Origin of the sequence: Aggregatibacter actinomycetemcomitans (genome assembly GCF_023518055.1) — a bacterium.
GTDB classification, from domain to species: Bacteria; Pseudomonadota; Gammaproteobacteria; order Enterobacterales; family Pasteurellaceae; genus Aggregatibacter; species Aggregatibacter actinomycetemcomitans.
This window is the reverse complement of the sequence record NZ_CP085096.1, coordinates 1,435,091-1,455,009: the sequence shown is the minus strand read 5'-3', so window position 1 is coordinate 1,455,009 and position 19,919 is coordinate 1,435,091. Positions and strand designations below refer to the sequence as shown.

18 protein-coding genes and 4 tRNA genes are annotated in these 19,919 nt (G+C 45.3%); 11 read left to right on the top strand and 11 right to left on the bottom strand.

Annotation, left to right across the window (positions count from 1 at the left end):
* Positions 1–57: 57 nt before the first annotated feature.
* The 3 genes from LIN98_RS07295 to manA form a co-directional block, all read right to left on the bottom strand.
* Positions 58–468 carry a Z-ring associated ZapG family protein gene (locus tag LIN98_RS07295; RefSeq protein WP_005540203.1) on the bottom strand — a complete coding sequence of 137 codons (411 nt, stop codon included), beginning with the start codon at positions 466–468 and terminating at the stop codon, positions 58–60.
* Between the two features lie 170 nt (positions 469–638).
* Complete coding sequence (gene ycaO / locus LIN98_RS07290) at positions 639–2,402, bottom strand: 30S ribosomal protein S12 methylthiotransferase accessory factor YcaO (protein WP_053330386.1); 1,764 nt, start codon at positions 2,400–2,402, stop codon at positions 639–641.
* A 90-nt stretch (positions 2,403–2,492) separates the two neighbouring features.
* Positions 2,493–3,698 (bottom strand): mannose-6-phosphate isomerase, class I, encoded by a 1,206-nt coding sequence (gene manA, locus LIN98_RS07285; RefSeq protein WP_005545939.1) that lies wholly within the window; start codon positions 3,696–3,698, stop codon positions 2,493–2,495.
* Between the two features lie 175 nt (positions 3,699–3,873).
* On the opposite strand from manA, the gene LIN98_RS07280 reads away from it, so the two are divergent.
* Together LIN98_RS07280 and LIN98_RS07275 are read left to right on the top strand one after the other, a co-directional pair.
* Positions 3,874–4,212, top strand: a complete 339-nt coding sequence (locus tag LIN98_RS07280) for a YegP family protein (RefSeq protein ID WP_005540212.1) — start codon at positions 3,874–3,876, stop codon at positions 4,210–4,212.
* 187 nt (positions 4,213–4,399) lie between these two features.
* A complete protein-coding gene (locus tag LIN98_RS07275; protein ID WP_005590003.1) occupies positions 4,400–5,893 on the top strand; it encodes a PTS transporter subunit EIIC in 1,494 nt (497 codons plus the stop codon).
* 57 nt (positions 5,894–5,950) lie between these two features.
* Here LIN98_RS07275 and LIN98_RS07270 read toward each other — a convergent pair whose 3' ends face one another.
* On the bottom strand, positions 5,951–6,649 hold the full coding sequence (locus LIN98_RS07270) for a class I SAM-dependent methyltransferase (RefSeq protein WP_005545943.1): 699 nt from the start codon (positions 6,647–6,649) through the stop codon (positions 5,951–5,953).
* A 20-nt stretch (positions 6,650–6,669) separates the two neighbouring features.
* Here LIN98_RS07270 and gloB point away from each other — a divergent pair, with 20 nt between their 5' ends.
* The 7 genes from gloB to LIN98_RS07235 all read left to right on the top strand — a co-directional run bounded on the left by gloB (position 6,670) and on the right by LIN98_RS07235 (position 10,764).
* Positions 6,670–7,371, top strand: a complete 702-nt coding sequence (gene gloB / locus LIN98_RS07265; RefSeq protein WP_014167740.1) for a hydroxyacylglutathione hydrolase — start codon at positions 6,670–6,672, stop codon at positions 7,369–7,371.
* Positions 7,372–7,555: 184 nt separating this feature from the next.
* On the top strand, positions 7,556–8,860 hold the full coding sequence (gene hemA, locus LIN98_RS07260; protein ID WP_005567451.1) for a glutamyl-tRNA reductase: 1,305 nt from the start codon (positions 7,556–7,558) through the stop codon (positions 8,858–8,860).
* A gap of 61 nt (positions 8,861–8,921) precedes the next feature.
* Positions 8,922–10,145: an ROK family transcriptional regulator gene (locus LIN98_RS07255; RefSeq protein ID WP_005545949.1), complete on the top strand. Its 1,224-nt coding sequence runs from the start codon at positions 8,922–8,924 to the stop codon at positions 10,143–10,145.
* Between the two features lie 236 nt (positions 10,146–10,381).
* A tRNA-Met gene (locus LIN98_RS07250) sits at positions 10,382–10,458 on the top strand.
* 5 nt (positions 10,459–10,463) lie between these two features.
* A tRNA-Leu gene (locus LIN98_RS07245) sits at positions 10,464–10,548 on the top strand.
* A 29-nt stretch (positions 10,549–10,577) separates the two neighbouring features.
* Positions 10,578–10,652 (top strand) — tRNA-Gln (locus LIN98_RS07240).
* A 37-nt stretch (positions 10,653–10,689) separates the two neighbouring features.
* A tRNA-Gln gene (locus LIN98_RS07235) sits at positions 10,690–10,764 on the top strand.
* Positions 10,765–10,881: 117 nt separating this feature from the next.
* On the opposite strand, the gene adk is transcribed toward LIN98_RS07235, so the two are convergent.
* From adk to galE, 4 genes are all read right to left on the bottom strand, one after another.
* Positions 10,882–11,526, bottom strand: coding sequence for an adenylate kinase (gene adk / locus LIN98_RS07230; RefSeq protein WP_005567452.1), 645 nt, complete (start codon positions 11,524–11,526; stop codon positions 10,882–10,884).
* Positions 11,527–11,658: 132 nt separating this feature from the next.
* Positions 11,659–12,948, bottom strand: a complete 1,290-nt coding sequence (locus LIN98_RS07225; protein WP_005590942.1) for an MFS transporter — start codon at positions 12,946–12,948, stop codon at positions 11,659–11,661.
* Positions 12,949–12,954: 6 nt separating this feature from the next.
* A complete protein-coding gene (gene hypA, locus LIN98_RS07220; protein ID WP_005539253.1) occupies positions 12,955–13,296 on the bottom strand; it encodes a hydrogenase maturation nickel metallochaperone HypA in 342 nt (113 codons plus the stop codon).
* Between the two features lie 5 nt (positions 13,297–13,301).
* The gene (galE, locus tag LIN98_RS07215; RefSeq protein ID WP_005567454.1) at positions 13,302–14,318 is read right to left on the bottom strand and encodes a UDP-glucose 4-epimerase GalE; all 1,017 of its coding nucleotides are present in this window, start codon (positions 14,316–14,318) and stop codon (positions 13,302–13,304) included.
* Positions 14,319–14,511: 193 nt separating this feature from the next.
* On the opposite strand from galE, the gene LIN98_RS07210 reads away from it, so the two are divergent.
* Positions 14,512–14,898, top strand: coding sequence for a DUF805 domain-containing protein (locus LIN98_RS07210; protein ID WP_005567455.1), 387 nt, complete (start codon positions 14,512–14,514; stop codon positions 14,896–14,898).
* Between the two features lie 124 nt (positions 14,899–15,022).
* Positions 15,023–16,354: an NCS2 family permease gene (locus LIN98_RS07205; protein ID WP_005567457.1), complete on the top strand. Its 1,332-nt coding sequence runs from the start codon at positions 15,023–15,025 to the stop codon at positions 16,352–16,354.
* A 27-nt stretch (positions 16,355–16,381) separates the two neighbouring features.
* Here LIN98_RS07205 and tilS read toward each other — a convergent pair whose 3' ends face one another.
* The 3 genes from tilS to accA all read right to left on the bottom strand — a co-directional run bounded on the left by tilS (position 16,382) and on the right by accA (position 19,633).
* The gene (gene tilS / locus LIN98_RS07200) at positions 16,382–17,728 is read right to left on the bottom strand and encodes a tRNA lysidine(34) synthetase TilS (RefSeq protein ID WP_014167741.1); all 1,347 of its coding nucleotides are present in this window, start codon (positions 17,726–17,728) and stop codon (positions 16,382–16,384) included.
* Between the two features lie 31 nt (positions 17,729–17,759).
* Positions 17,760–18,617 carry a pyridoxal kinase PdxY gene (pdxY, locus tag LIN98_RS07195; RefSeq protein ID WP_005539240.1) on the bottom strand — a complete coding sequence of 286 codons (858 nt, stop codon included), beginning with the start codon at positions 18,615–18,617 and terminating at the stop codon, positions 17,760–17,762.
* Between the two features lie 62 nt (positions 18,618–18,679).
* Positions 18,680–19,633 carry an acetyl-CoA carboxylase carboxyl transferase subunit alpha gene (accA, locus tag LIN98_RS07190; RefSeq protein ID WP_005545962.1) on the bottom strand — a complete coding sequence of 318 codons (954 nt, stop codon included), beginning with the start codon at positions 19,631–19,633 and terminating at the stop codon, positions 18,680–18,682.
* Positions 19,634–19,919 lie beyond the last annotated feature (286 nt).

The following is a 19,919-nucleotide window of genomic DNA, read 5'->3' as shown; positions in this document are numbered from 1 at the left end:
ACTCTGGAAATCAAATTTTATGACCGCACTTATATTGGTTTTTAGCTTAATAAATAACTATTTTTCCGCTTTGAATAAGCCGGATGATCCTTCCGAATAATCTTTTGGTTGGTCGTCGGTATTTTGTGAGTTCATAGGGTTGTCTTTGTCGTCTAATAAATCATGTTGAAACAGTGAGTTATCGTTCAGTTCAGGTAATAATCGGGTAGAGGATTGCGCGAAGTGTTGATACAGTTTTTGATAATCCTGCGCGAGAGATTTCAACAAGTCGGCACTTTCGGCAAAATGTTTTTCCAGCTGCTGTTTTTGGCTTTCCAGTTGTTCTTTTGCTACGCGTAATTCCGCTTCGGTTTTCACTTGTTTTTTGGCGGATTCTTTGGTGATGCGTAATAAGAAATAGCCGATAATGAAACCGATCACTAAACCGATTAACGCCGCTTGCCACATTTCTGCTGTCCAGGTTTGCATAAATAAACTCCTCTAATTTATGGGGAACAGTTTGCTAATCATAGCTTGAACGTGTTGATATTTCCATGTGTTAGATCACAGAACGAAGATTTACTTAAAAATATTCACAGAAAATAAAAGGGTGAATCAATTTCTTCGCCCTTAAAAACATTTAAAAAAAACACCGCACTTTATTGCCAATTTTCCCGTTTGGCTTTTTGCAATTTGGCGTATGCCGCCAGCAGCTTTTGATGTTCGCTAAACGTGGCGAGGGTTTCGTCGCCGGCTGGTAGGTTGTAGAACGGATTGCCGCCCTGAATGGCGTTCCAGGCAAATTCAACGGCGTCTTTGCCGTACATTTTGTCGAACACCATGCGGTATTGTTGCGGATCGCGATTGCCATCCATGAACAACTCAAGGCTACTGATTAAACAACGGTAATAGTTGGCACGTTCGGCGGTGAATACGGAGCCGTTCATGTTGTATGCCCAGTTTGCCCAATCCAGCGCCATTTCCAGATCGCCCAAGGCGAGGTAAAGCATGGATTTTAATTCGCCGATGCGCAATGTTGTCCAGCCGCTGCCTTTGGGCGCCACGATGCCGATAAATTCGCGTACGCGGATGGCGTCGTCAATGCCTTGCTCATCCAGTTCTTCCAACAATTCCTGATAGGTTTCTTTTTCATGGTGGAAATGCGGTAAATCCAACAGAATTTCGCGCCAGTCCATGCCCATGTTGCTGTTGGCGTAAATTAAATCGTCGGCAGGATAAATATCGGACATGCCCGGCACAATGATACGGCAGGCATAAACGCTCAAATGGTTGTAATCCATAATGTAAACTTCTTTGTTTTCCGCACGGAAAATCGCCATCAGATTGTCGTATTCTTCGTGGGTGTCTTTACCGGAGAAATTCCAGTCGGCGAAGTCGTAATCCGGCGTGTTTTTGAATAAATCCCAAGAGATTAAACCGCTGGAATCGATAAAGTGGGTTTCCAGATTGGCGTGTTCAGCGACATCGTCATTATTGAAAGACGGCGGCGCGAATACATCCAAATCTTTTAAGCTGCGACCTTGCAATAATTCGGTAACGGTGCGCTCCAATGCCATTTGGAATTTCGGGTGCGCACCGAAGGAAGCGAAGCAGGTGCCATTGGTCGGGTTGAGTAAAATCACACAAATCACCGGATATTTTCCGCCGAGAGACGCGTCATACGCCAAAATCGGGAAGCCTTCCTGTTCCAGCTTTTCAATGGATGCCTGAATAGACGGATAACGTGCCATCACGTCTTGCGGAATAAGCGGCAAACTGATGGATTCGGCGATGATTTTGTTTTTTACATAGCGTTCAAACACTTCCGATAAACCTTGCACGCGTGCTTCAAATTGGCTGTTACCGGCGGACATGCCGTTAGAGACGTACAGATTGGAAATGATATTTTGCGGAATATACACCGCCTGTTGATCCGATTGGCGTACATAGGGCACGGCGACAATGCCGCGTTCGTAATTGCCTGATTGCAAATCCACCAAAAGTTCAGGCGTAAGTTCCTGATTCGGATCGAAATGTTCAAATAAATGATCGTCTAAAATGCCGCGTGGTAACAGGGCTTCATCTTCAATGGGGAACCATTTTTCGTTCGGATAATGCACAAAATCGCTGTTGGCAATGCTTTGCCCTAAATAGAAATCCGTCCAGAAATAATTGGTGGAAAGTCGCTCGAAATATTCGCCCAATGCCGATGCTAACGCCGCTTTTTTGCTGGCGCCTTTACCGTTGGAAAAACATTGCGGGCAGTCTTTGTCGCGAATATGCACCGACCACACGTTCGGCACCGGATTTAACCACGAAGCTTCTTCAATATGAAAGCCAAGTGCGGTCAGTTTTTGCTGAAATTTTTCAATACTTTCCTCAAGGGCGGCATCTTTGCCGGGAATAAAAGTTTGTTGTGTCATAGTCGTTCCTATATTGTGTGTGACATCATAAATGTTTGTAAAAACACGTTTCTTCCCTCGTGAACGAAGGAGTGAAGAAAAGTAAAAAAACTAAGTGGGTACGCCCGCTAGCACGGCATAGCCTGCTTGAGTGCCCTGTACGTGGTATTCTGTATCCGCTTCAATAAACGCCGCCTGTCCTTGCTTTAAGGTGAGTTTTTGCCCGTCGCCTTCCAGTGTCATTTCACCTTCCATCACAAACAGAATTGTGCCGTTTAAAGTGCGGTCAGAAAATTCAGTGTTTTTCGCATAGCGTAAATTGCTCAATGCAAAATCTTCAGCAGGCGTTGAATAGGTGTAATAAACGGCGTCTTTCGGTGCGGGTGCGATCACTTGCGGAATCACTTCGCGGTAGTCAATAACGTTCAATAATTGCTCAATATCGACGTGCTTCGGTGTCAAACCGCCGCGAATCACATTGTCGGAGCACGCCATTAATTCAATATTTTGACCGCGTAAATAGGCGTGGGGAATCCCTGCCGCCTGAAAAATGCCTTCGCCGACATGTAAATTGACAATGTTGAATAGGTAGAAACACATCAAGCCTGCATCCAGTTTATCTCTGGAAATATTCATGGCGTGCAGCGTGTAAAGCACCCAATAATCGGGATCCTGCGGAGAGAGCTGATTTTGCTCAAAGGCGTTTTGTTGCGCGTCAATAATCGGTAAAAGCCATTGTGCCAGTTGATCCTGTTTCGCCAGCATCAGATCGGCGTAAAAATCCGATACATTTTGTGATTCAAGTTTTGTTGCCAAATTCGCTAATGATGGACGTTGGCGAAGGGTATCGAGAATCTTATCTTTGGTTTTAAAACCGTGCAAAAGCCAGAAATCGGATAGTGCGATCATCATTTCCGGTTTGTGATTATCATCTTTATAAGTTCGTTTCGGATCGTTTAACGCAATGCCCGCCGCATTTTCCTGTGCAAAGCCGATTTCTGCTTGTTTTTTGGTCGGATGCAACTGAATGGAAAGGGGATTGGCAACATCTAAAATTTTGAGTAAATAAGGCAGATTTTCACCAAATAAACTACGACTTTGCGCACCAAGTGCGGTCGGATTTTTTTGTAAAAAATTGCTCAGCGGCATTTCACCTTGCGCGGTGACAACCTGTGACGGCGCGGAAGTATGCGCACCGAGCCAGTATTCGGCATAATGTGCCTGTGTTTTATTGATATGCAATAAATTCGGAATGTAATTTTCTCCGCCCCATACATAATGTTGAAGGCTGCCGTTAAGCGGATAAATTCCGGCCATGATGTTCTCCCGATGTTTTGTTTGAATGGGCCGCATTCTAGCATATTTTGCCGAGGGCGGTTGTGCAGGCGATTTTTTATAGGAACTTTTAATTGAGGGAAAGAGTCAAAAATATGCCTTTTCGGCAAGGAACAAAATAACTGTTAAGTAACGATTAAACCCGGGAGAAATTAAAATGGCACAAGGATATTACGAATTAAAATTAGCAAAAGATGGACAATTTATGTTCAATTTAATGGCAACTAACGGACAAATTATTTTAACCAGCGAGCTTTACAAATCGAAAGCCTCCGCGCAAAACGGCATTGCCTCCGTGCAAAAAAACGGAGTGGATGCAAAAAACTTTGAATTTCGTACTACAAAAAATGATCAGCCTTATTTCGTATTAAAAGCGGCAAATCATCAGGAAATCGGTCGCAGCCAATATTATTCTTCGCAAGCTGCTGCACAAAAAGGTGTAGAGTCCGTAATGAACAACGCTTCCAGCGAAGATATTCGGGATCTTACCGTATAATATACATAAAATAGATTGGGATTGTCGGCACTTCGGTGCCGATTTTTTTGCTTAAAATGCGATCTCAGTCATGTTTTTTCGTCAAGTATTTAAGTAATATTCCAAAAAATAGTTAATATTTAGAAATGTAACTCCATAAAATATTTCAAGATAAATCATAAATTGCGTCGTGAAGAGGAGAGAATTTATGTTTAAACAACTTCAACAAGTCGGAAAGGCATTTATGTTGCCTATTGCCATTTTGCCCGCTGCCGGTTTGCTGTTAGGGATTGGCGGTGCGTTGTCCAATAAAGCCACTGTGCAGGCGTATCCTTTATTGGATAACCCGGCATTGCAGGGCGTTTTTCAGATTATGTCCGCCGCAGGCTCGGTCGTGTTCGGCAATTTGGCACTTTTGTTGTGTATCGGTTTGGGCATCGGCTTGGCGAAACGGGATAAAGGCGTAGCAGCATTGGCGGCGGTGGTCGGTTATTTGATCATGACAGGCACCATTTCGGCGTTAATTCCGTTGTTTTCGCCGGAAACCAAAAGCATTGATACGGGCGTCATTGGCGCGTTGGTGATGGGCTTGATTACGGTAAAACTGCATAACAAATATCACAACATTCAGTTGCCGCAAATTTTAGGCTTCTTCGGCGGTTCGCGTTTTGTGCCAATTGTGACGGCATTTGCCGCGATTTTTGTGGGAGCGATTTTCTTCTTAATTTGGCCGACCTTCCAAAATTGGTTATTGTCTGCGGGTGAACATATCGCTTCTATGGGCGCAATCGGCACTTTCTTCTACGGTTTCTTAATGCGTTTATGCGGCGCGGTAGGGTTGCACCACATGATTTACCCGCTGTTCTGGTACACCGAATTAGGCGGCACGGAAATCGTCAACGGCGAAACCATTATCGGCGCGCAAAAGATTTTCTTCGTCCAATTGGCGGATCCGAACCATCAAGGGCTATTTACCGAAGGTACGCGTTTCTTTGCCGGACGTTTCGACACCATGATGTTCGGCTTGACGGCAGCCTGTTTGGCAATGTATCACTGTGTGCCGAAAGCGCGCCGTAACGCCATCGGTGGTTTATTTTTAGGCGCGGCGCTCACCTCTTTCATTACCGGCATTACCGAGCCTATCGAATTCATGTTCTTGTTCGTCGCTCCTTGGTTGTATGTGTTCCACGCCTTTTTAGACGGCGTTTCCTTCTACATCGCCGACATTTTGAACATTTCCATTGGCAACACCTTCTCCGGCGGTTTTATCGACTTCTTGCTGTTCGGTATCTTACAAGGCAACGACAATACCAACTGGCTTAAAGTCATTTGGGTGGGCATCGGCTGGGCGGCGTTGTATTATTTCAGCTTCCGTTTCCTGATTACCAAATTTAACGTCATGACCCCGGGACGTGCAGAAGAGCAGGATGACGCGGTTGAACAACAAACGTCTTCGTTAACGGAAAATGCGCACGAGATCATTAAAGCCCTCGGCAATAGTGAGAATATTGAAAATGTGGACGCGTGCATTACCCGTCTGCGCGTGGCGGTGAAGGACGTTAAATTGGTGGATAAACCGCGTTTGAAAGCCTTGGGTGCCATTGATGTGCTGGAAGTGGGCGGCGGCGTGCAAGCCATTTATGGTGCAAAAGCCGTGTTATATAAGAGCGAAATCAATCAGATTTTAGGCAAAGAAGATTAGCTGGTGCATTATAAAACTAAACGGTCGGAACTTGTTTTCTGGCCGTTTTTTTCATTTCTACGGATTTTCCCCCGCCGCTTTCAAGGCTTCTGCAGGTTGTAAAAACGCCGGGATTTTTGACCGCACTTTTTTTGGATTGAGGATTAAAGGATAAGTACGTTTTTGCGCTACCATCACGATAAGCGGCGAAAACCAGCCGCTTTGTCGTTCATTCAGCGCCAAATTTTGTTGTTCCAGAATCTCAAAATTCAATAATTCCAACCAATCCGCAACGCGCCAGGCACAGTAATGGCGTAACGGAAATTCCCCCAGTCTGGTCTTAAACATAAAAGTGCTCAACGGGTTAAACAGACTGAGAAACAAATAACCGTCGTCTGCCAGCACCCGATGGGTTTCGCGCAGAACCTGGTGCGGATCCTGCACAAAATTAAGGGTATTGGTTAAAATACAGGCATCGATGTGTTGTTCGATAAAAGGCAATTCGGTCAGTTTGCTTTGCACGACGGAGTGATAGTCGCCCAAAAGTGCGGTCAGATTCGGAGGCGTTTTTTCATTGACACTGATTTGATGGCGCAGCGGCAAATCGCAGGTAATTTCCGCGCTGAGTCCGCCGATTTTCAGAATTTGGTAGCCACAAATTTTTGTAAGCCAAGGCGCAAAATAGTCGCTTAATGCGTTACAATACGCACTTCCGTTGGGAAGCTGCTGCCAGCCGCTTGGCATGGTGAGCGATTTTTCATATTTAGCACGCCACATCGTTGTAACTCCGAGGTCCTATGTTAATTCCGATTCCTGCCTTAAATGACAACTATATTTGGCTTTATGCCCGAGAAAATTTACCGCCGTTAATCGTCGATGTACCGGAATGTGAAGCGTTGTTCCGGTTCCTGGATACCCACCAGTTAACGCCGGAAGCGGTGTTGCTGACGCATTTGCACGATGACCATGTCGGTGGCGTGGGCGAATTTAAAACGCGTTATCCCGACGTGCCGATTTACGGCCCCGCCGAATGTGCCGCCAAAGGGGCAACGCACATCATTAATGAGGGCGACATTAACACCGAACATTACCGAATTCAAGTGTTGCCTGCCGCAGGGCATACGGCGCAACATGTGGCGTATTTAACGGACGGGCATTTGTTTTGCGGTGACGCGCTATTTTCCGCCGGTTGCGGACGGGTATTTACCGGCGATTACGCCACCATGTTTGCCGCCATGCAACGTTTTGCCAGCTTGCCTGACGAAACCATCGTCTGTCCGGGTCATGAATATACTTTAAGTAACCTGAAATTCGTGGAAAGCGTTTGGGCAAACAAAAGTGCGGTGGAAAATCAGCGCGTTTTGGTGGAACGGCAACGTGCCACCAATCAGCCAAGCCTGCCGAGCACCATCGGCTTGGAAAAACAAATTAATCCGTTTTTAACGGCAACGAGTCTGGCGCAATTTACGCAATTACGCCAGGCAAAAGATCATTTTTAGAAATTTGACAATCTGCAAATCGCAGATTGATAGCCTGTTTTTATTGCTTCAATTTGCTTAAAAGCGGGCAATTCAGCTAGAATATGCCCGTTTTTAATTTTTATTTTTAACTTCTGTGGGACGAATTTTAGCCGCTTTGACGTTTCTTAACTGTAAAGTGCGGTGACTTTTTCATGTATTTTTTATGACGATTTTAGTTCTGGGTATCAATCACAAAACTGCTTCCGTGGCATTGCGGGAAAAGGTGGCGTTTTCCGACGAAAAGCGCACTTTTGCTTTGCGTCACATTCAACAAACGCAGTTGGCGGAAAGTGCGGTGATTTTATCCACCTGTAATCGCACGGAAGTTTATCTGCACAATAAAAGCGTTCCGCCGCAAGAGACGCAAACCTGGATCACACTGGCGGTGCAGTGGTTTGCCGACATTCATCAACTAGCGTTGGCGGAGCTGCAGCACTGTGTTTATACTCACGAAAATCTTCAGGCGGCGAATCATTTAATGGAAGTGGCGTGCGGTTTGGATTCGCTGATTTTAGGCGAACCGCAGATTTTGGGGCAGGTGAAGCAAGCCTACCACATGAGCGAGCAGCATTATCAACAGGAAGGGCAAACCATTTCCGGCGAACTATCCCGTTTATTCCAAAAAACCTTTGCTACCGCTAAACGGGTGCGCACCGAAACCAACATCGGCGAGAGTGCGGTGTCCGTTGCCTATGCCGCCTGTAGCCTAGCACGTCAGATTTTTGAATCCCTGCGTGACTTGACGATTTTATTAGTGGGCGCAGGTGAAACCATTGAACTGGTGAACCGCCATTTGTTACGTCACGGCGTGAAAAACTTATTTATCGCCAACCGTACATTGGCGCGCGCCGAGGCGTTGGTGGAAAAATTGGATTCGGCGGCGAATATTCAAGTCCTTTCCCTGGAACAGTTACAGCAGGGTTTAAATCAGACGGATATTGTGATCAGTTCCACCGGCAGCCCGAACATTCTGATTAGCCGCGACATGGTTCAGTGGGCGCAAACGGCGCGTGGTTATCGCCCGATGTTGTTGGTGGATATTGCCGTGCCCCGCGATATTGATGAAAGTGCGGTGGATTTGGACAGCGTTTATCATTACACGGTGGATGATTTGCAAAACATCATTCAGCATAATTTGAATCAGCGGGAACAGGCGTCCGAACAGGCAAAAGCAATTATTCGGGCGGAATGTGCCGATTTCTTTGAATGGCTGAAAGTACATCAATTTTCCAATTTGATTCGACGTTATCGCGAAAATGCCGAACACGCCCGGCAGGATTTATTGGAAAAAGCGTTGAGTTCGTTACAACAAGGGGAAAATGCCGAACAGGTGTTGCAGGAATTGAGTTATAAATTAATGAATAAATTAATCCATTCGCCGACCCAGGCTATGCAAACGATGGTAAAAAGCGGCAATGCCGGCGGCTTGCAAACCTTTTCAAAAGCCTTGGGAATGGAAGAAGAATAGCTATTTCCAATTGTTCAAATTCTTTTTAAAATAAGCCAACTTATCTTTGCGGGAGAAAAAAATGCGAGAAAATCCTCAAATCGCGAATGTTGATCTAGTGAAACAAATGAATAGTGCGGTTGTGTATAAATTAATCGATCAGCAGGGTCCCATTTCCCGTATTCAAATTTCTGAAATTAGCCAGCTTGCCCCGGCGAGCGTCACCAAAATTACCCGCCATCTTCTTGCCCGCGGTTTAATTAAAGAAGTGGAACAACAGGAATCCACCGGCGGTCGTAGAGCCACTTCTATTGTGGCGGAATATAAAAATTTTCGTTCTATTTCAATTGGTCTCGGGCGTGAACATTTAACGCTAGCGATCATGGATTTGTCGGCGAAGTTGTTAAAAAAAGAGGTGTTCACGCTGCCGAATCACCAAGTCCCGCAAGAATTCGAGCTGTTTTTATTTCGGCATTTAGCTGAATTTATGCTGACCAATCAAACACGGGGTAGTGAATTTATTGCCATCGGCATTACCGTGCCGGGCTTTGTAGATATGAAAAGCGGTATGATTGAACAGGTGCCGCATTTTGATTTAAGCGAGCCTTGGGACTTGGCAAATCATATTGCCGAACGTTTTCACTTAGCTACCTATATCGGGCATGATGTGCGCAGTCTTGCGCTTGCCGAGCATTATTTCGGCGTGACCAAAGATTGTTACGATTCCTTGCTGTTACGTATTCATCGCGGTGTTGGCGCGGGCATTGTGATTAATCATGAAGTCTTTTTAGGTTACAAAAATAATGTAGGCGAAATCGGGCATATTCAGGTGGATCCGCTGGGTAAGCGTTGTATGTGCGGTAATGTCGGTTGTTTGGAAACTGTTGTGAGCAATTCAGCTATTGAAAACAAAATGTCGGAATTGCTGGAAGACGGTTATCAAAGCAAATGGCTTTCGTTAGAAGCCCATGATATTGAAGCTATTTGCAAAGCCAGTAATAAGCAGGACGCGGTGGCGACAGAACTCATTGAACATGTCGGCGTACAAATCGGGCGGGTATTGGCGATGAGCGTAAATATGTTTAATCCGGAAAAAATCGTGATTTCCGGCGAAATTACGCAAGCGAAGAATGTATTATTCGCGGCAATTCGTCGTACATTGGAAAGCCATGCATTGCCTGCATTTGTACAAAATACGCCATTGGTTACATCGGAATTAAGCAATGAAGATGTAATAGGCGCCTTTGCGTTAATTAAAAGGGCGTTATTTGACGGCAGTTTATTGCGTCGTTTAATTGAAGAATAAGCGTTTACAGCCTTAAAGTGCGGTGATAAAAAATAGTGTTTTTTAAATTTTGGTTTGCCAATGGCGCCAAGGGAATGAGCAAGTTTGTAGGGACTTGTGAATAAAATTAAGGCGATTTGTTTAATCTATATCCGAATATCTTAATTTTATTTGTTTTCCGAAAAAAATGGTTGACGAGTAAAGGCAATATCCGCATAATACGCCCCGCAAAGTCAATGAGATGGTTGCAAAGAAATGGCTATGTAGCTCAGTTGGTTAGAGCACAACACTCATAATGTTGGGGTCACAGGTTCGAATCCCGTCATAGCCACCATATTTGCGGGACTGGCGAAATTGGTAGACGCACCGGATTTAGGTTCCGGCGCCGCGAGGTGTGTGGGTTCAAGTCCCTCGTCCCGCACCATTCATTTTGTTGATAGTCAATATAGTTGTTGGGGTATCGCCAAGCGGTAAGGCACCGGGTTTTGATCTCGGCACTCCTAGGTTCGAATCCTAGTACCCCAGCCATACTATTCCAATTTTCTGCTTCCACTATACAATTTATTGGGGTATCGCCAAGCGGTAAGGCACCGGGTTTTGATCTCGGCATTCCTAGGTTCGAATCCTAGTACCCCAGCCACTTTTCTCTTATTTCTACGTAAAATTATTATCTTGTACTTCTCCTTTGAGTTGTATTCGGATAAATAAAGAAGCCATTCCTAGCTTCAGAATAGCTTTTTCTTCTTGTTAAGGGATATTAAGCCAAGATTTTATCTAATTCCTTGCTCACAGCTTCCACTTTTTGTGTACCGTCTAAGCGGAAATATTGCACATTGCCTGCTTTGGCTTCAGCTTGGTAGTAGTCAACCAACGGTTTGGTGGTGGTGTGATACACTTTTAAACGATCTAACACGGTTTCCGGTTTGTCATCGGCACGAATAATTAAATCTTCACCTGTAACATCATCTTTGCCTTCTGTTTTCGGCGGATTGTAAACGATGTGGTAAGAACGACCGGACGGTTGGTGTACGCGGCGACCGCTCATGCGTTCTACAATCACTTCATCCGGCACATCGAATTCCAACACATAATCAATGGCGATACCGGCAGATTTTAGTGCGTCCGCTTGTGGAATGGTGCGCGGGAAGCCGTCCAGTAAGAAACCTTTTGTGCAGTCAGGTTGGGCAACACGTTCTTTAACTAACGAAATGATTAAATCATCGGGCACTAATTGACCGGCATCCATTAGGGTTTTAGCTTGTTTGCCTAACTCGGTGCCAGCTTTGATCGCGGAACGTAACATATCGCCGGTGGAGATTTGCGGAATAGCAAATTTATTCATAATAAATTGGGCTTGTGTACCTTTTCCTGCGCCCGGTGCACCTAATAGAATAATTTTCATGTTGTCCTCTTTATGTCAATAAAAACGCTTGAAAAAACCACCGCACTTTTTGGTTTATTGATGAGAAGTGCGGTGGATTTTGAAGATGTTTTAGTAAATCGTCGCGTATGGTTGCCTAATTCCCTGAAAATGTCAATTGTCGGATTTTGCCGCTACCGTTTTTTCATTCCATGGGGCGACCCAAAACAGGCAAAGCATACCCGGTACGGCGAGCAATAAACAAATCCAGAAAAAGTCATAATAACCGACGGCTTTGACCAAATAGCCCGAGAGTATTCCGAACCCTTTGCTTGGCAATGCAGACAGGCTGGTAAATAAGGCGAGTTGGGTGGCGGTGTAAAGCGGGTTAGTTTCCCGTGCCATAAACGCCACAAAAGCGGCGGTGCCTAGGCCGACGCCGATATATTCGGCAGCAATCACAATGCCGAGTTTCCAGAGTTCGGTGGAGGTAATTTGTGCAAAATGCCCAAAAGCGGCAAGCCAAACGAATCCGCCGATGGTGATTAATTGTACGAAACCGAAGACCCATAAGGCGCGATTAATGCCGAGTCGAATCATAATCACGCCACCCGCGAGACCAGCGGAAATACTTGCCCAGAGGGAAGTGCTTTTGACAACTAGGGCAATATCCTCTTTGCTGAATCCTATGTCATAAATAAATTTGGTTTGTAGCGTGGTGGCGAAGGAATCCCCGAATTTATATAAAAACAGAAAGAGCAAAAAGCCCAATGCCTGTATAACGCCTTTACGTTGGAAAAATTCTTGGAGCGGAACCCAAAAGGCAAGATAAGCCGGTTGATCGCGGTTTACGATGGTAATTTGTGGTTCTTTGGCGAGAAACAAGGTCATAAACAAGCCGAACAGCATACAAAGTGCGGTCCATAAAAAAACCGTTTCCCAGGGGTAAAGGGTGGCGAGATAAAGGGAAAGCCCGCCGGGAATCAAGCCCGCCACACGATAAGCATTTATGTGAATGGTGTTGCCTAACCCCAGTTCGCTGTCGCTTAAAATTTCACGACGGTAAGCATCAAGCACAATGTCCTGCGTCGCCGAAAAAAAAGCAATAAGGAAGGCGATATTTGCCACAATGCTCAGCTGCGTACGCGGATCAAATTGGCTAATGGCATAAAGCAAAATAAGCAAAATAACTTGTGTGATCAGTAACCAACTGCGTCGTCGCCCGAGAAAACTGGGAAAGTAGCGATCCAGCAGGGGCGCCCATAAAAATTTTAAACCGTAGGGCAGAGTGACGCCGGTCACTGCACCGATAAGTTCAATAGAAAGCCCTTTGTCCGTCAGCCATATGGGCAACATTTGTAATAAAACGAATAAGGGCAGACCCGAACTAAATCCGGTAAATACGCAAATCAGCATATTGCGGCTGAAAATTTGTCGGACTAAGGAAGGGGGAGTTTGAGGCATAATAAATCATTCAACGGAAATTTCTTTAATTCGTAATTCATCACCACTTTGGCGTTGCAAATGCACGCTGCCGCAATTCGGGCAAGTGCTGTTATTGGCTTGAATTTCAACGAATGTTTTGCAATCCCAACACCAGGCTTTGGCGGGAATCGGGATTAAGTGGAGCTTGCAATTTTCGGCAGGCGTGCCTTTGGATGCCATTTCAAAGCCAAATTCCAAGGCGCCAGGTTCAATACAGGAAAGGGCACCGACCTCAAGCCAGAGGTCAGTGACTTTGTTGACGTTGTGTTGTTGGCATTGTTGCTCAACAATTTCAATGATGTTTTGACACAACGATAATTCGTGCATAGCAATTAATCCCGATAACCTTTCGGGTTATTTTTTTGCCAGTTCCACGTGTCTTTCATCATTTCTGCCAAGCCGCGTTCCGCTTTCCAGTTTAATTCTTTGGCAGCAAGGCTTGGATCGGAATAGCAAGTGGCAATATCGCCGGGACGGCGATCCACCAATTTATATGGGATCCGAATGTCATTTGCCTGCTCAAAGGCTTTCACCATATCCAGCACGGAATAGCCCACACCGGTTCCCAAGTTATAAATATGCAATCCGGCATCATCTTGATGGCGTGCCAAGGCTTTAACGTGACCGATAGCCAAATCCACCACGTGGATATAATCGCGCACCCCGGTGCCGTCGTGCGTATCATAGTCGCTACCGAACACGGAAAGCTGCGGTAGCTTGCCGATGGCGACTTGGCTGATGTAAGGTAACAAATTGTTCGGGATCCCGTTCGGATCTTCCCCCATTAAACTGCTGGCGTGCGCACCTACCGGGTTGAAGTAGCGCAAAATCGTCATGCTGAATTTCGGTTCTGCCTTGGCAATATCGTGCAGGATTTGTTCCACCATGTATTTGGAAGTGCCGTATGGATTGGTGGTGCCGCCTACTTCGCAATCTTCGGTAATCGGGATTACTTTTGGATCGCCGTAAACCGTAGCAGAGGAGCTGAATACGAAATTCCACACACCGGCTTTTTTCATTTCCTGTACCAATACCAAGGAACCGGTGATGTTATTCAAATAATATTCCGCCGGTTTTTGTACGCTTTCTCCCACGGCTTTTAACCCGGCAAAGTGAATCACCGAGTCAATCTTATTTTCGGCGAAGATTTGCTGTAATAATGTGCGATCCAATACATCTCCCAGATAGAATTTCACTTTCTTACCGGTGATTTGTTCAACGCGTTCTAAGGACTTTGGTGAGGCGTTGCAAAGATTGTCTAAAACCACTACCTCTTTGCCTGCATTTAATAATTCCACGACAGTGTGCGAACCGATATAACCGGCACCGCCGGTGACTAAAATGGTCATAATTTCTTTCCTTTTGAATAAAATAACTGCGGGCTAGTATAGCCCTTTTTAGCGGTGAAGCAAAATCACGGCAATGGTGTTTAGCTCCAATGAGCGGATTTATACGTTAAATCAACATAGAGTCATTGCTTATTTTATTCAGAATGAATAAAATTCAGCTCCCTTTCACTTATTATAATAAGGAGCCTAAAAAATGAATTGGTATTTACATGTATTAAAAAATTATGCCACCTTTAGTGGCAGAGCCAGACGTAAAGAATATTGGATGTTTGTGTTGTTCAATTTGATTGCTACTTTCGTATGTATGTTGATTGATGCCGTTATTCAAATGCCTATTTTTCAATTTGTTTACGGTGTTGGTGTTATTATCCCTTATATTGCGGTAACAGTGCGTCGCTTGCACGATACGGATCGTAGCGGATGGTGGATTTTAATTTCTTTTATTCCGCTTATTGGTTCTATCGTTCTGCTCGTCTTTATGTGTTTTGACAGCCAACCGGGTACAAATCGTTTTGGTGACAATCCTAAGGAAAGCACCGTTTCCAACGAGGTTTCAGAAAAAAGCCGTCTTATCAGTTAATGCTAATAGGGTTAATCGAAAAGTTAGCCCTTTTATGTGGTAGTTTGCGCAAACGTTTACTTCTCCAATTTTTTCGGGAAAATGTCGCCCTTATTTTTTCTTCTATCATCAAAGGTAATTTTCAATGTCATCTTTTCAATCAGCTGCTTTAGAACAACGCTTTGAGTTGATTAAACGCGGTTCCACCGTGCGTAAAGAAATCATCGCCGGTTTAACCACGTTCTTGGCCATGGTGTATTCCGTTATCGTGGTGCCGAATATGTTAAGTACGGCGGGTTTCCCGGCGGAATCGGTTTTTATCGCCACCTGTTTGGTTGCCGGTCTCGGCTCCATTTTAATTGGCTTTTGGGCAAACGCGCCTATGGCGATCGGTTGTGCGATTTCCCTTACCGCATTTACCGCCTTCAGTTTGGTTATCGGGCAAAAAGTCAGCATTCCCGTGGCGTTAGGTGCGGTCTTCTTAATGGGCGTTTTCTTTACGTTGATTTCCGCCACCGGCATTCGTGCTTGGATTTTACGCAATTTGCCGGTAGGCATTGCCCACGGCGCCGGCATCGGTATCGGTTTGTTCCTGCTGTTAATCGCGGCGAATGGCGTCGGTTTAGTGGTCGGCAATCAAGCCGGCTTGCCGGTGAAACTCGGTGAATTTACCTCCTTTCCAGTGATGATGTCCTTAATCGGTTTGGCATTAATAGTGGGTTTGGAAAAAAAACAGGTGAAAGGCGGTATTTTATGGGTAATTATCGCCATTACCATCATCGGTTTAATTTTTGACCCGAACGTAACTTTCAACGGTCAAATGTTCAAAATGCCAAGTTTCGGCGATGAATCCCTGTTCTTGAAATTAGATGTGCTTGGTGCATTGCAACCGGCGATTTTACCGGTGGTGTTCGCCCTTGTGATGACGGCGGTATTCGATGCTACAGGCACCATTCGCGCTGTTGCCGGACAAGCGAATTTATTGGACAAAGACGGTCAAATCATCAATGGCGGTAAAGCCTTAACCTCCGATTCCGTGAGCAGTTTATTCTCTGGTATTTTCGGCACAGCGCCGGCAGCGGTTTACATTGAATCCGCCGCAGGCACCGCAGCGGGCGGCAAAACCGGTATCACCGCTATTGTGGTCGGCGTGTTGTTCCTATTAATGCTGTTCTTCCAACCGCTTGCTTTCTTAGTGCCGAATTACGCCACTGCGCCGGCATTAATGTATGTGGGGTTATTAATGTTGAGCAACGTGAGCAAATTAGATTTTGACGATTTCGTCGGCGCCATGAGCGGCTTGATTTGTGCGGTATTCATCGTGTTAACCGCCAACATCGTTACTGGTATTATGCTCGGCTTCGCGGCATTGGTTATCGGACGTGTAGTGAGCGGTGATTTAAAACGCTTAAATATTGGCACGGTGGTGATTGCTACGGTCTTGGTGGCGTTTTACGCTTGCGGTTGGGCGATTTAATCCGACGGCTAAAATAGCAAAGGCGCATCAATATGCGCTTTTTTGTTTGGATTCATGTTGAAAAACGCGGAAAAAACCCACCGCACTTTGTAGCGCATCGCCGTAGAAAATCAGCGGAATCCGTTGCCGCTGCCAAGGTGGCACGTTCAAACCTTGCCATACTTTTTTTATGTCCTGATTCACGCCTTGTTGTGTTAATTTAACTTTGCCCGAATAACCGAAACGGATCCAAACTTTCGTTCCCGCTAACGGTAAACCGAGGGTTTCTTTATATTCCTGCCCATTTTCATCGCGCCAAAGTGCGGTCATTTTTTCCAGTGTTTTTTTCAGGCTTAACGTGCCCAAGTTGTCCGGCAAATTCATGGGATCGTCAAATTGGGCTTCCAAACAGACTGGCGAAATATCCGTAAATACCGGCGTGAGAAACAATCGGTTTTGATAACGGCGAAGGATCTTATCCTCCAAACGAAACTGCGGCTGCGCATCGCTTTTGGCGAAAATGACATCGGAAATGAGCTGCTCCAGTTGTGCCAATGAGGGCATCATCACACCCTGTTCCTGCAACCATAAACGCAGCAACGCCCGTTGTTTCGCCGGAGAATAGGTGGCGAAGTCGTGCACCTTGAAAGTGCGGTCATTTTCCACGACGTTTTTTTGGTATTCCTCCGCCAGCAGTTCATTGAGCAGTTGTTGTTGCTCATAACAATGTTGTGCCGAACGTTGCACCGCGGAATCAAAATGCGCCCAGCGTTGGCGAAATTCAGGCAACACCACATTGCGCAGAAAATTGCGGTCGTATTGATTGTCTTCGTTACTTTCGTCTTCAACCCAAGTCAGCTGTTGCTGTTGCACGAATGCCATCAGTTGCTGACGGCTAAAATTCAATAGCGGGCGAAAAATCGGTACGCCGTAAACGATGCTGTTAGCTTGCATTGCACCTAACCCCTGCAAACCGCTACCGCGTTTGAGCGCAAGAAAAAAAGTTTCCGTTTGATCTTGCTGATGGTGCGCCGTGGCTAGCCATTCTTCGGGCAAAATATGTTGTGCGATGGCTTCATAACGTGCCTCACGGGCACCGGCTTCAATGCCGTTTTGCAAACGCACTTTAACCGGCTGAATCAGCAACGGAATATTCAATTGTCGGCAAATTTGTTGGCAATGTGCCGTCCAGGCATCGGCATTAGGGCTTAAGCCATGGTGAATGTGAATAGCGCGCAACTGAAAGTGCGGTCGATTTTCCCGGTGTTTGGCAAATAAGGTGAGAAGGGCGGTAGAGTCCAAGCCACCGCTAAATCCAATGAGAAATTGCGTTTGATTTGGTGCGTGCCGTTGTAACTGCTGTGAGAATTGTTCGAGAAGCATAGCGGATAACATAGCCTCCCGCTAAGCGGGAGGAAGTGGCAGATTAAGCGATTTTTTGTGCTTTATATTGGCTGCGCGGGTTGATGATAAGATCGCGGGCGGCGATGATTTGTAATTCGTATTCGCCACGTTCCAGGGTGGTTTGCATCACATCGTTGACTGCGTTTGCCATGTGTTCAAAAGCCTCCACATCGGATTTGCCGTTGAGTAAATTGGCTAAGAATAAGCCGGCGGTTAAATCACCCACGCCAACGGGTTCGTGGTCGAACGGATGTAATGGACGGGATAAATGCCAAATGCCCTGTTCGGTAGCAAGCAACATTTCAAATTGATTGGCGTTTTTGCCCACTTTGCTTAAATGTTTCACCAATACTTTTTTCGGCCCTTTTGCCAAAATGGCTTTCACGGCAGCCAATGCCTGTTCAAAATTTTCTACCGGTAAACCGCTTAATTCACGCAGTTCCACCAGATTCGGTGTAATAATATCCGCTTCCGATACAATATTAATCAACCCTTCACGCACACCATCGGCAACGATACAGCCTTTGTCAGGATGGCCCATCACAGGATCGCATAAATATAAGGCGTTTGGATTGATGGCTTTGATTTTATGAACGGCGTTGACGATTTCATCGATTTGCTCGGCGGAACCTAAGTAGCCGGAGACCACGGCATCACATTTGTGCAACGCTTGAATCTCTTCAATGCCACGCACGATTTCGCCGATTTGTTCTTTGGGAATGATAATGCCCGTCCATTTGCCATATTGGGTGTGATTGGAAAATTGCACGGTATTTAATGCCCAAACATCAATACCGAGTAATTGCATCGGGAAGGTTGCCGACTTGTTGCCGGCGTAGCCATAAACTACATGAGACTGAATTGAAAGTACATTTTTCATTGTTATTTTCTCCTTTTAAAATCCTTTTTAAATACAGCAAATACGGTTTTTATAATGATATTTTAAACATAGCCGTAACTCATTAAGCGCTGATAACGACGCTCCAATAACTGTTCTGCATCTAATACGTCTAAATCCGCTAAGTCGGACAAGAGCCGTTTTTTCAGGTTTTGCGCTATTTTTTCATAATTACGATGGGCGCCACCAAGCGGCTCAGATACGATGTTGTCAATCAAACCGAGTTCTTTTAAACGCTTTGCGGTTAAGCCCATGACTTCCGATGCGGTAGAGGCTTTGTCGGCGCTTTTCCATAAGATAGAAGCGCAACCTTCCGGCGAAATAACGGAATAGGTGGAATATTGCAGCATATTCACTTTATCACCGACACCGATGGCCAACGCGCCGCCAGAACCGCCTTCACCGATAACGGTACAAATGACAGGTACTTTTAAGGTGGACATTTCACGTAAGTTGCGGGCGATAGCTTCCGATTGTCCGCGTTCTTCCGCACCTACGCCAGGATAAGCCCCTGGGGTGTCGATGAAAGTAATGATTGGAAGTTTGAAACGTTCCGCCATTTGCATGAGGCGTAATGCTTTGCGATAGCCTTCCGGTGCCGGCATACCGAAGTTGCGTTTTACTTTTTCTTTTACCGTGCGACCTTTTTGGTGACCGATAACCATCACCGGTCTGCCGTCTAAACGGGCTAAACCACCGATAATGGCTTTATCATCGGCAAAAGCACGATCGCCGGCAAGTTCGTCAAAATCGGTGAAAATATGTTCGATATAGTCAAGAGTGTAAGGACGATTCGGGTGACGGGACATTTTGGACACTTGCCACGCATCTAAATTTGCAAAGGTTTTTTCGGTGAGTTCCATGCTTTTTTTCTGTAAACGGGCAATTTCATCATCAAGATTAATGTCGTTATCCTGATCCAAGACGGAGCGTAATGATTCGATTTTCGCTTCAAGTTCGGCAATAGGTAATTCAAAATCTAAGTATTCTTGACTCATTTGGTTGTTCCTGGTTTTGTGAAAAATTTGCACCGCACTTTAACAAGATTTTAGTGTGGGCGCAATCTGACGGGTTATTTTATGTATTTTTTTCACAAATACCATAAAAAATTAATCCGATTACACCGGCTAACACTCTGTAATTACAGTAATTTGTTGTTATCACTGAATAAATTTTCGATGAAGAAATTAGTCAACATATCTTGCAGTATTGATTGACAGTCTGCTAAAACGATTTTATTATGCAGTTACTTTCTAAGTAAGATATTTGAAAGTCAGGATTGTT

What these genes read in the sequence shown, in the direction of transcription:
- LIN98_RS07295 (WP_005540203.1), bottom strand. Translation starts at nt 468, where the DNA reads ATGCAAACCTGGACAGCAGAAATGTGGCAAGCGGCGTTAATCGGTTTA.
- ycaO (WP_053330386.1), bottom strand. Translation starts at nt 2,402, where the DNA reads ATGACACAACAAACTTTTATTCCCGGCAAAGATGCCGCCCTTGAGGAA.
- manA (WP_005545939.1), bottom strand. Translation starts at nt 3,698, where the DNA reads ATGGCCGGAATTTATCCGCTTAACGGCAGCCTTCAACATTATGTATGG.
- LIN98_RS07280 (WP_005540212.1), top strand. Translation starts at nt 3,874, where the DNA reads ATGGCACAAGGATATTACGAATTAAAATTAGCAAAAGATGGACAATTT.
- LIN98_RS07275 (WP_005590003.1), top strand. Translation starts at nt 4,400, where the DNA reads ATGTTTAAACAACTTCAACAAGTCGGAAAGGCATTTATGTTGCCTATT.
- LIN98_RS07270 (WP_005545943.1), bottom strand. Translation starts at nt 6,649, where the DNA reads ATGTGGCGTGCTAAATATGAAAAATCGCTCACCATGCCAAGCGGCTGG.
- gloB (WP_014167740.1), top strand. Translation starts at nt 6,670, where the DNA reads ATGTTAATTCCGATTCCTGCCTTAAATGACAACTATATTTGGCTTTAT.
- hemA (WP_005567451.1), top strand. Translation starts at nt 7,556, where the DNA reads ATGACGATTTTAGTTCTGGGTATCAATCACAAAACTGCTTCCGTGGCA.
- LIN98_RS07255 (WP_005545949.1), top strand. Translation starts at nt 8,922, where the DNA reads ATGCGAGAAAATCCTCAAATCGCGAATGTTGATCTAGTGAAACAAATG.
- adk (WP_005567452.1), bottom strand. Translation starts at nt 11,526, where the DNA reads ATGAAAATTATTCTATTAGGTGCACCGGGCGCAGGAAAAGGTACACAA.
- LIN98_RS07225 (WP_005590942.1), bottom strand. Translation starts at nt 12,948, where the DNA reads ATGCCTCAAACTCCCCCTTCCTTAGTCCGACAAATTTTCAGCCGCAAT.
- hypA (WP_005539253.1), bottom strand. Translation starts at nt 13,296, where the DNA reads ATGCACGAATTATCGTTGTGTCAAAACATCATTGAAATTGTTGAGCAA.
- galE (WP_005567454.1), bottom strand. Translation starts at nt 14,318, where the DNA reads ATGACCATTTTAGTCACCGGCGGTGCCGGTTATATCGGTTCGCACACT.
- LIN98_RS07210 (WP_005567455.1), top strand. Translation starts at nt 14,512, where the DNA reads ATGAATTGGTATTTACATGTATTAAAAAATTATGCCACCTTTAGTGGC.
- LIN98_RS07205 (WP_005567457.1), top strand. Translation starts at nt 15,023, where the DNA reads ATGTCATCTTTTCAATCAGCTGCTTTAGAACAACGCTTTGAGTTGATT.
- tilS (WP_014167741.1), bottom strand. Translation starts at nt 17,728, where the DNA reads ATGTTATCCGCTATGCTTCTCGAACAATTCTCACAGCAGTTACAACGG.
- pdxY (WP_005539240.1), bottom strand. Translation starts at nt 18,617, where the DNA reads ATGAAAAATGTACTTTCAATTCAGTCTCATGTAGTTTATGGCTACGCC.
- accA (WP_005545962.1), bottom strand. Translation starts at nt 19,633, where the DNA reads ATGAGTCAAGAATACTTAGATTTTGAATTACCTATTGCCGAACTTGAA.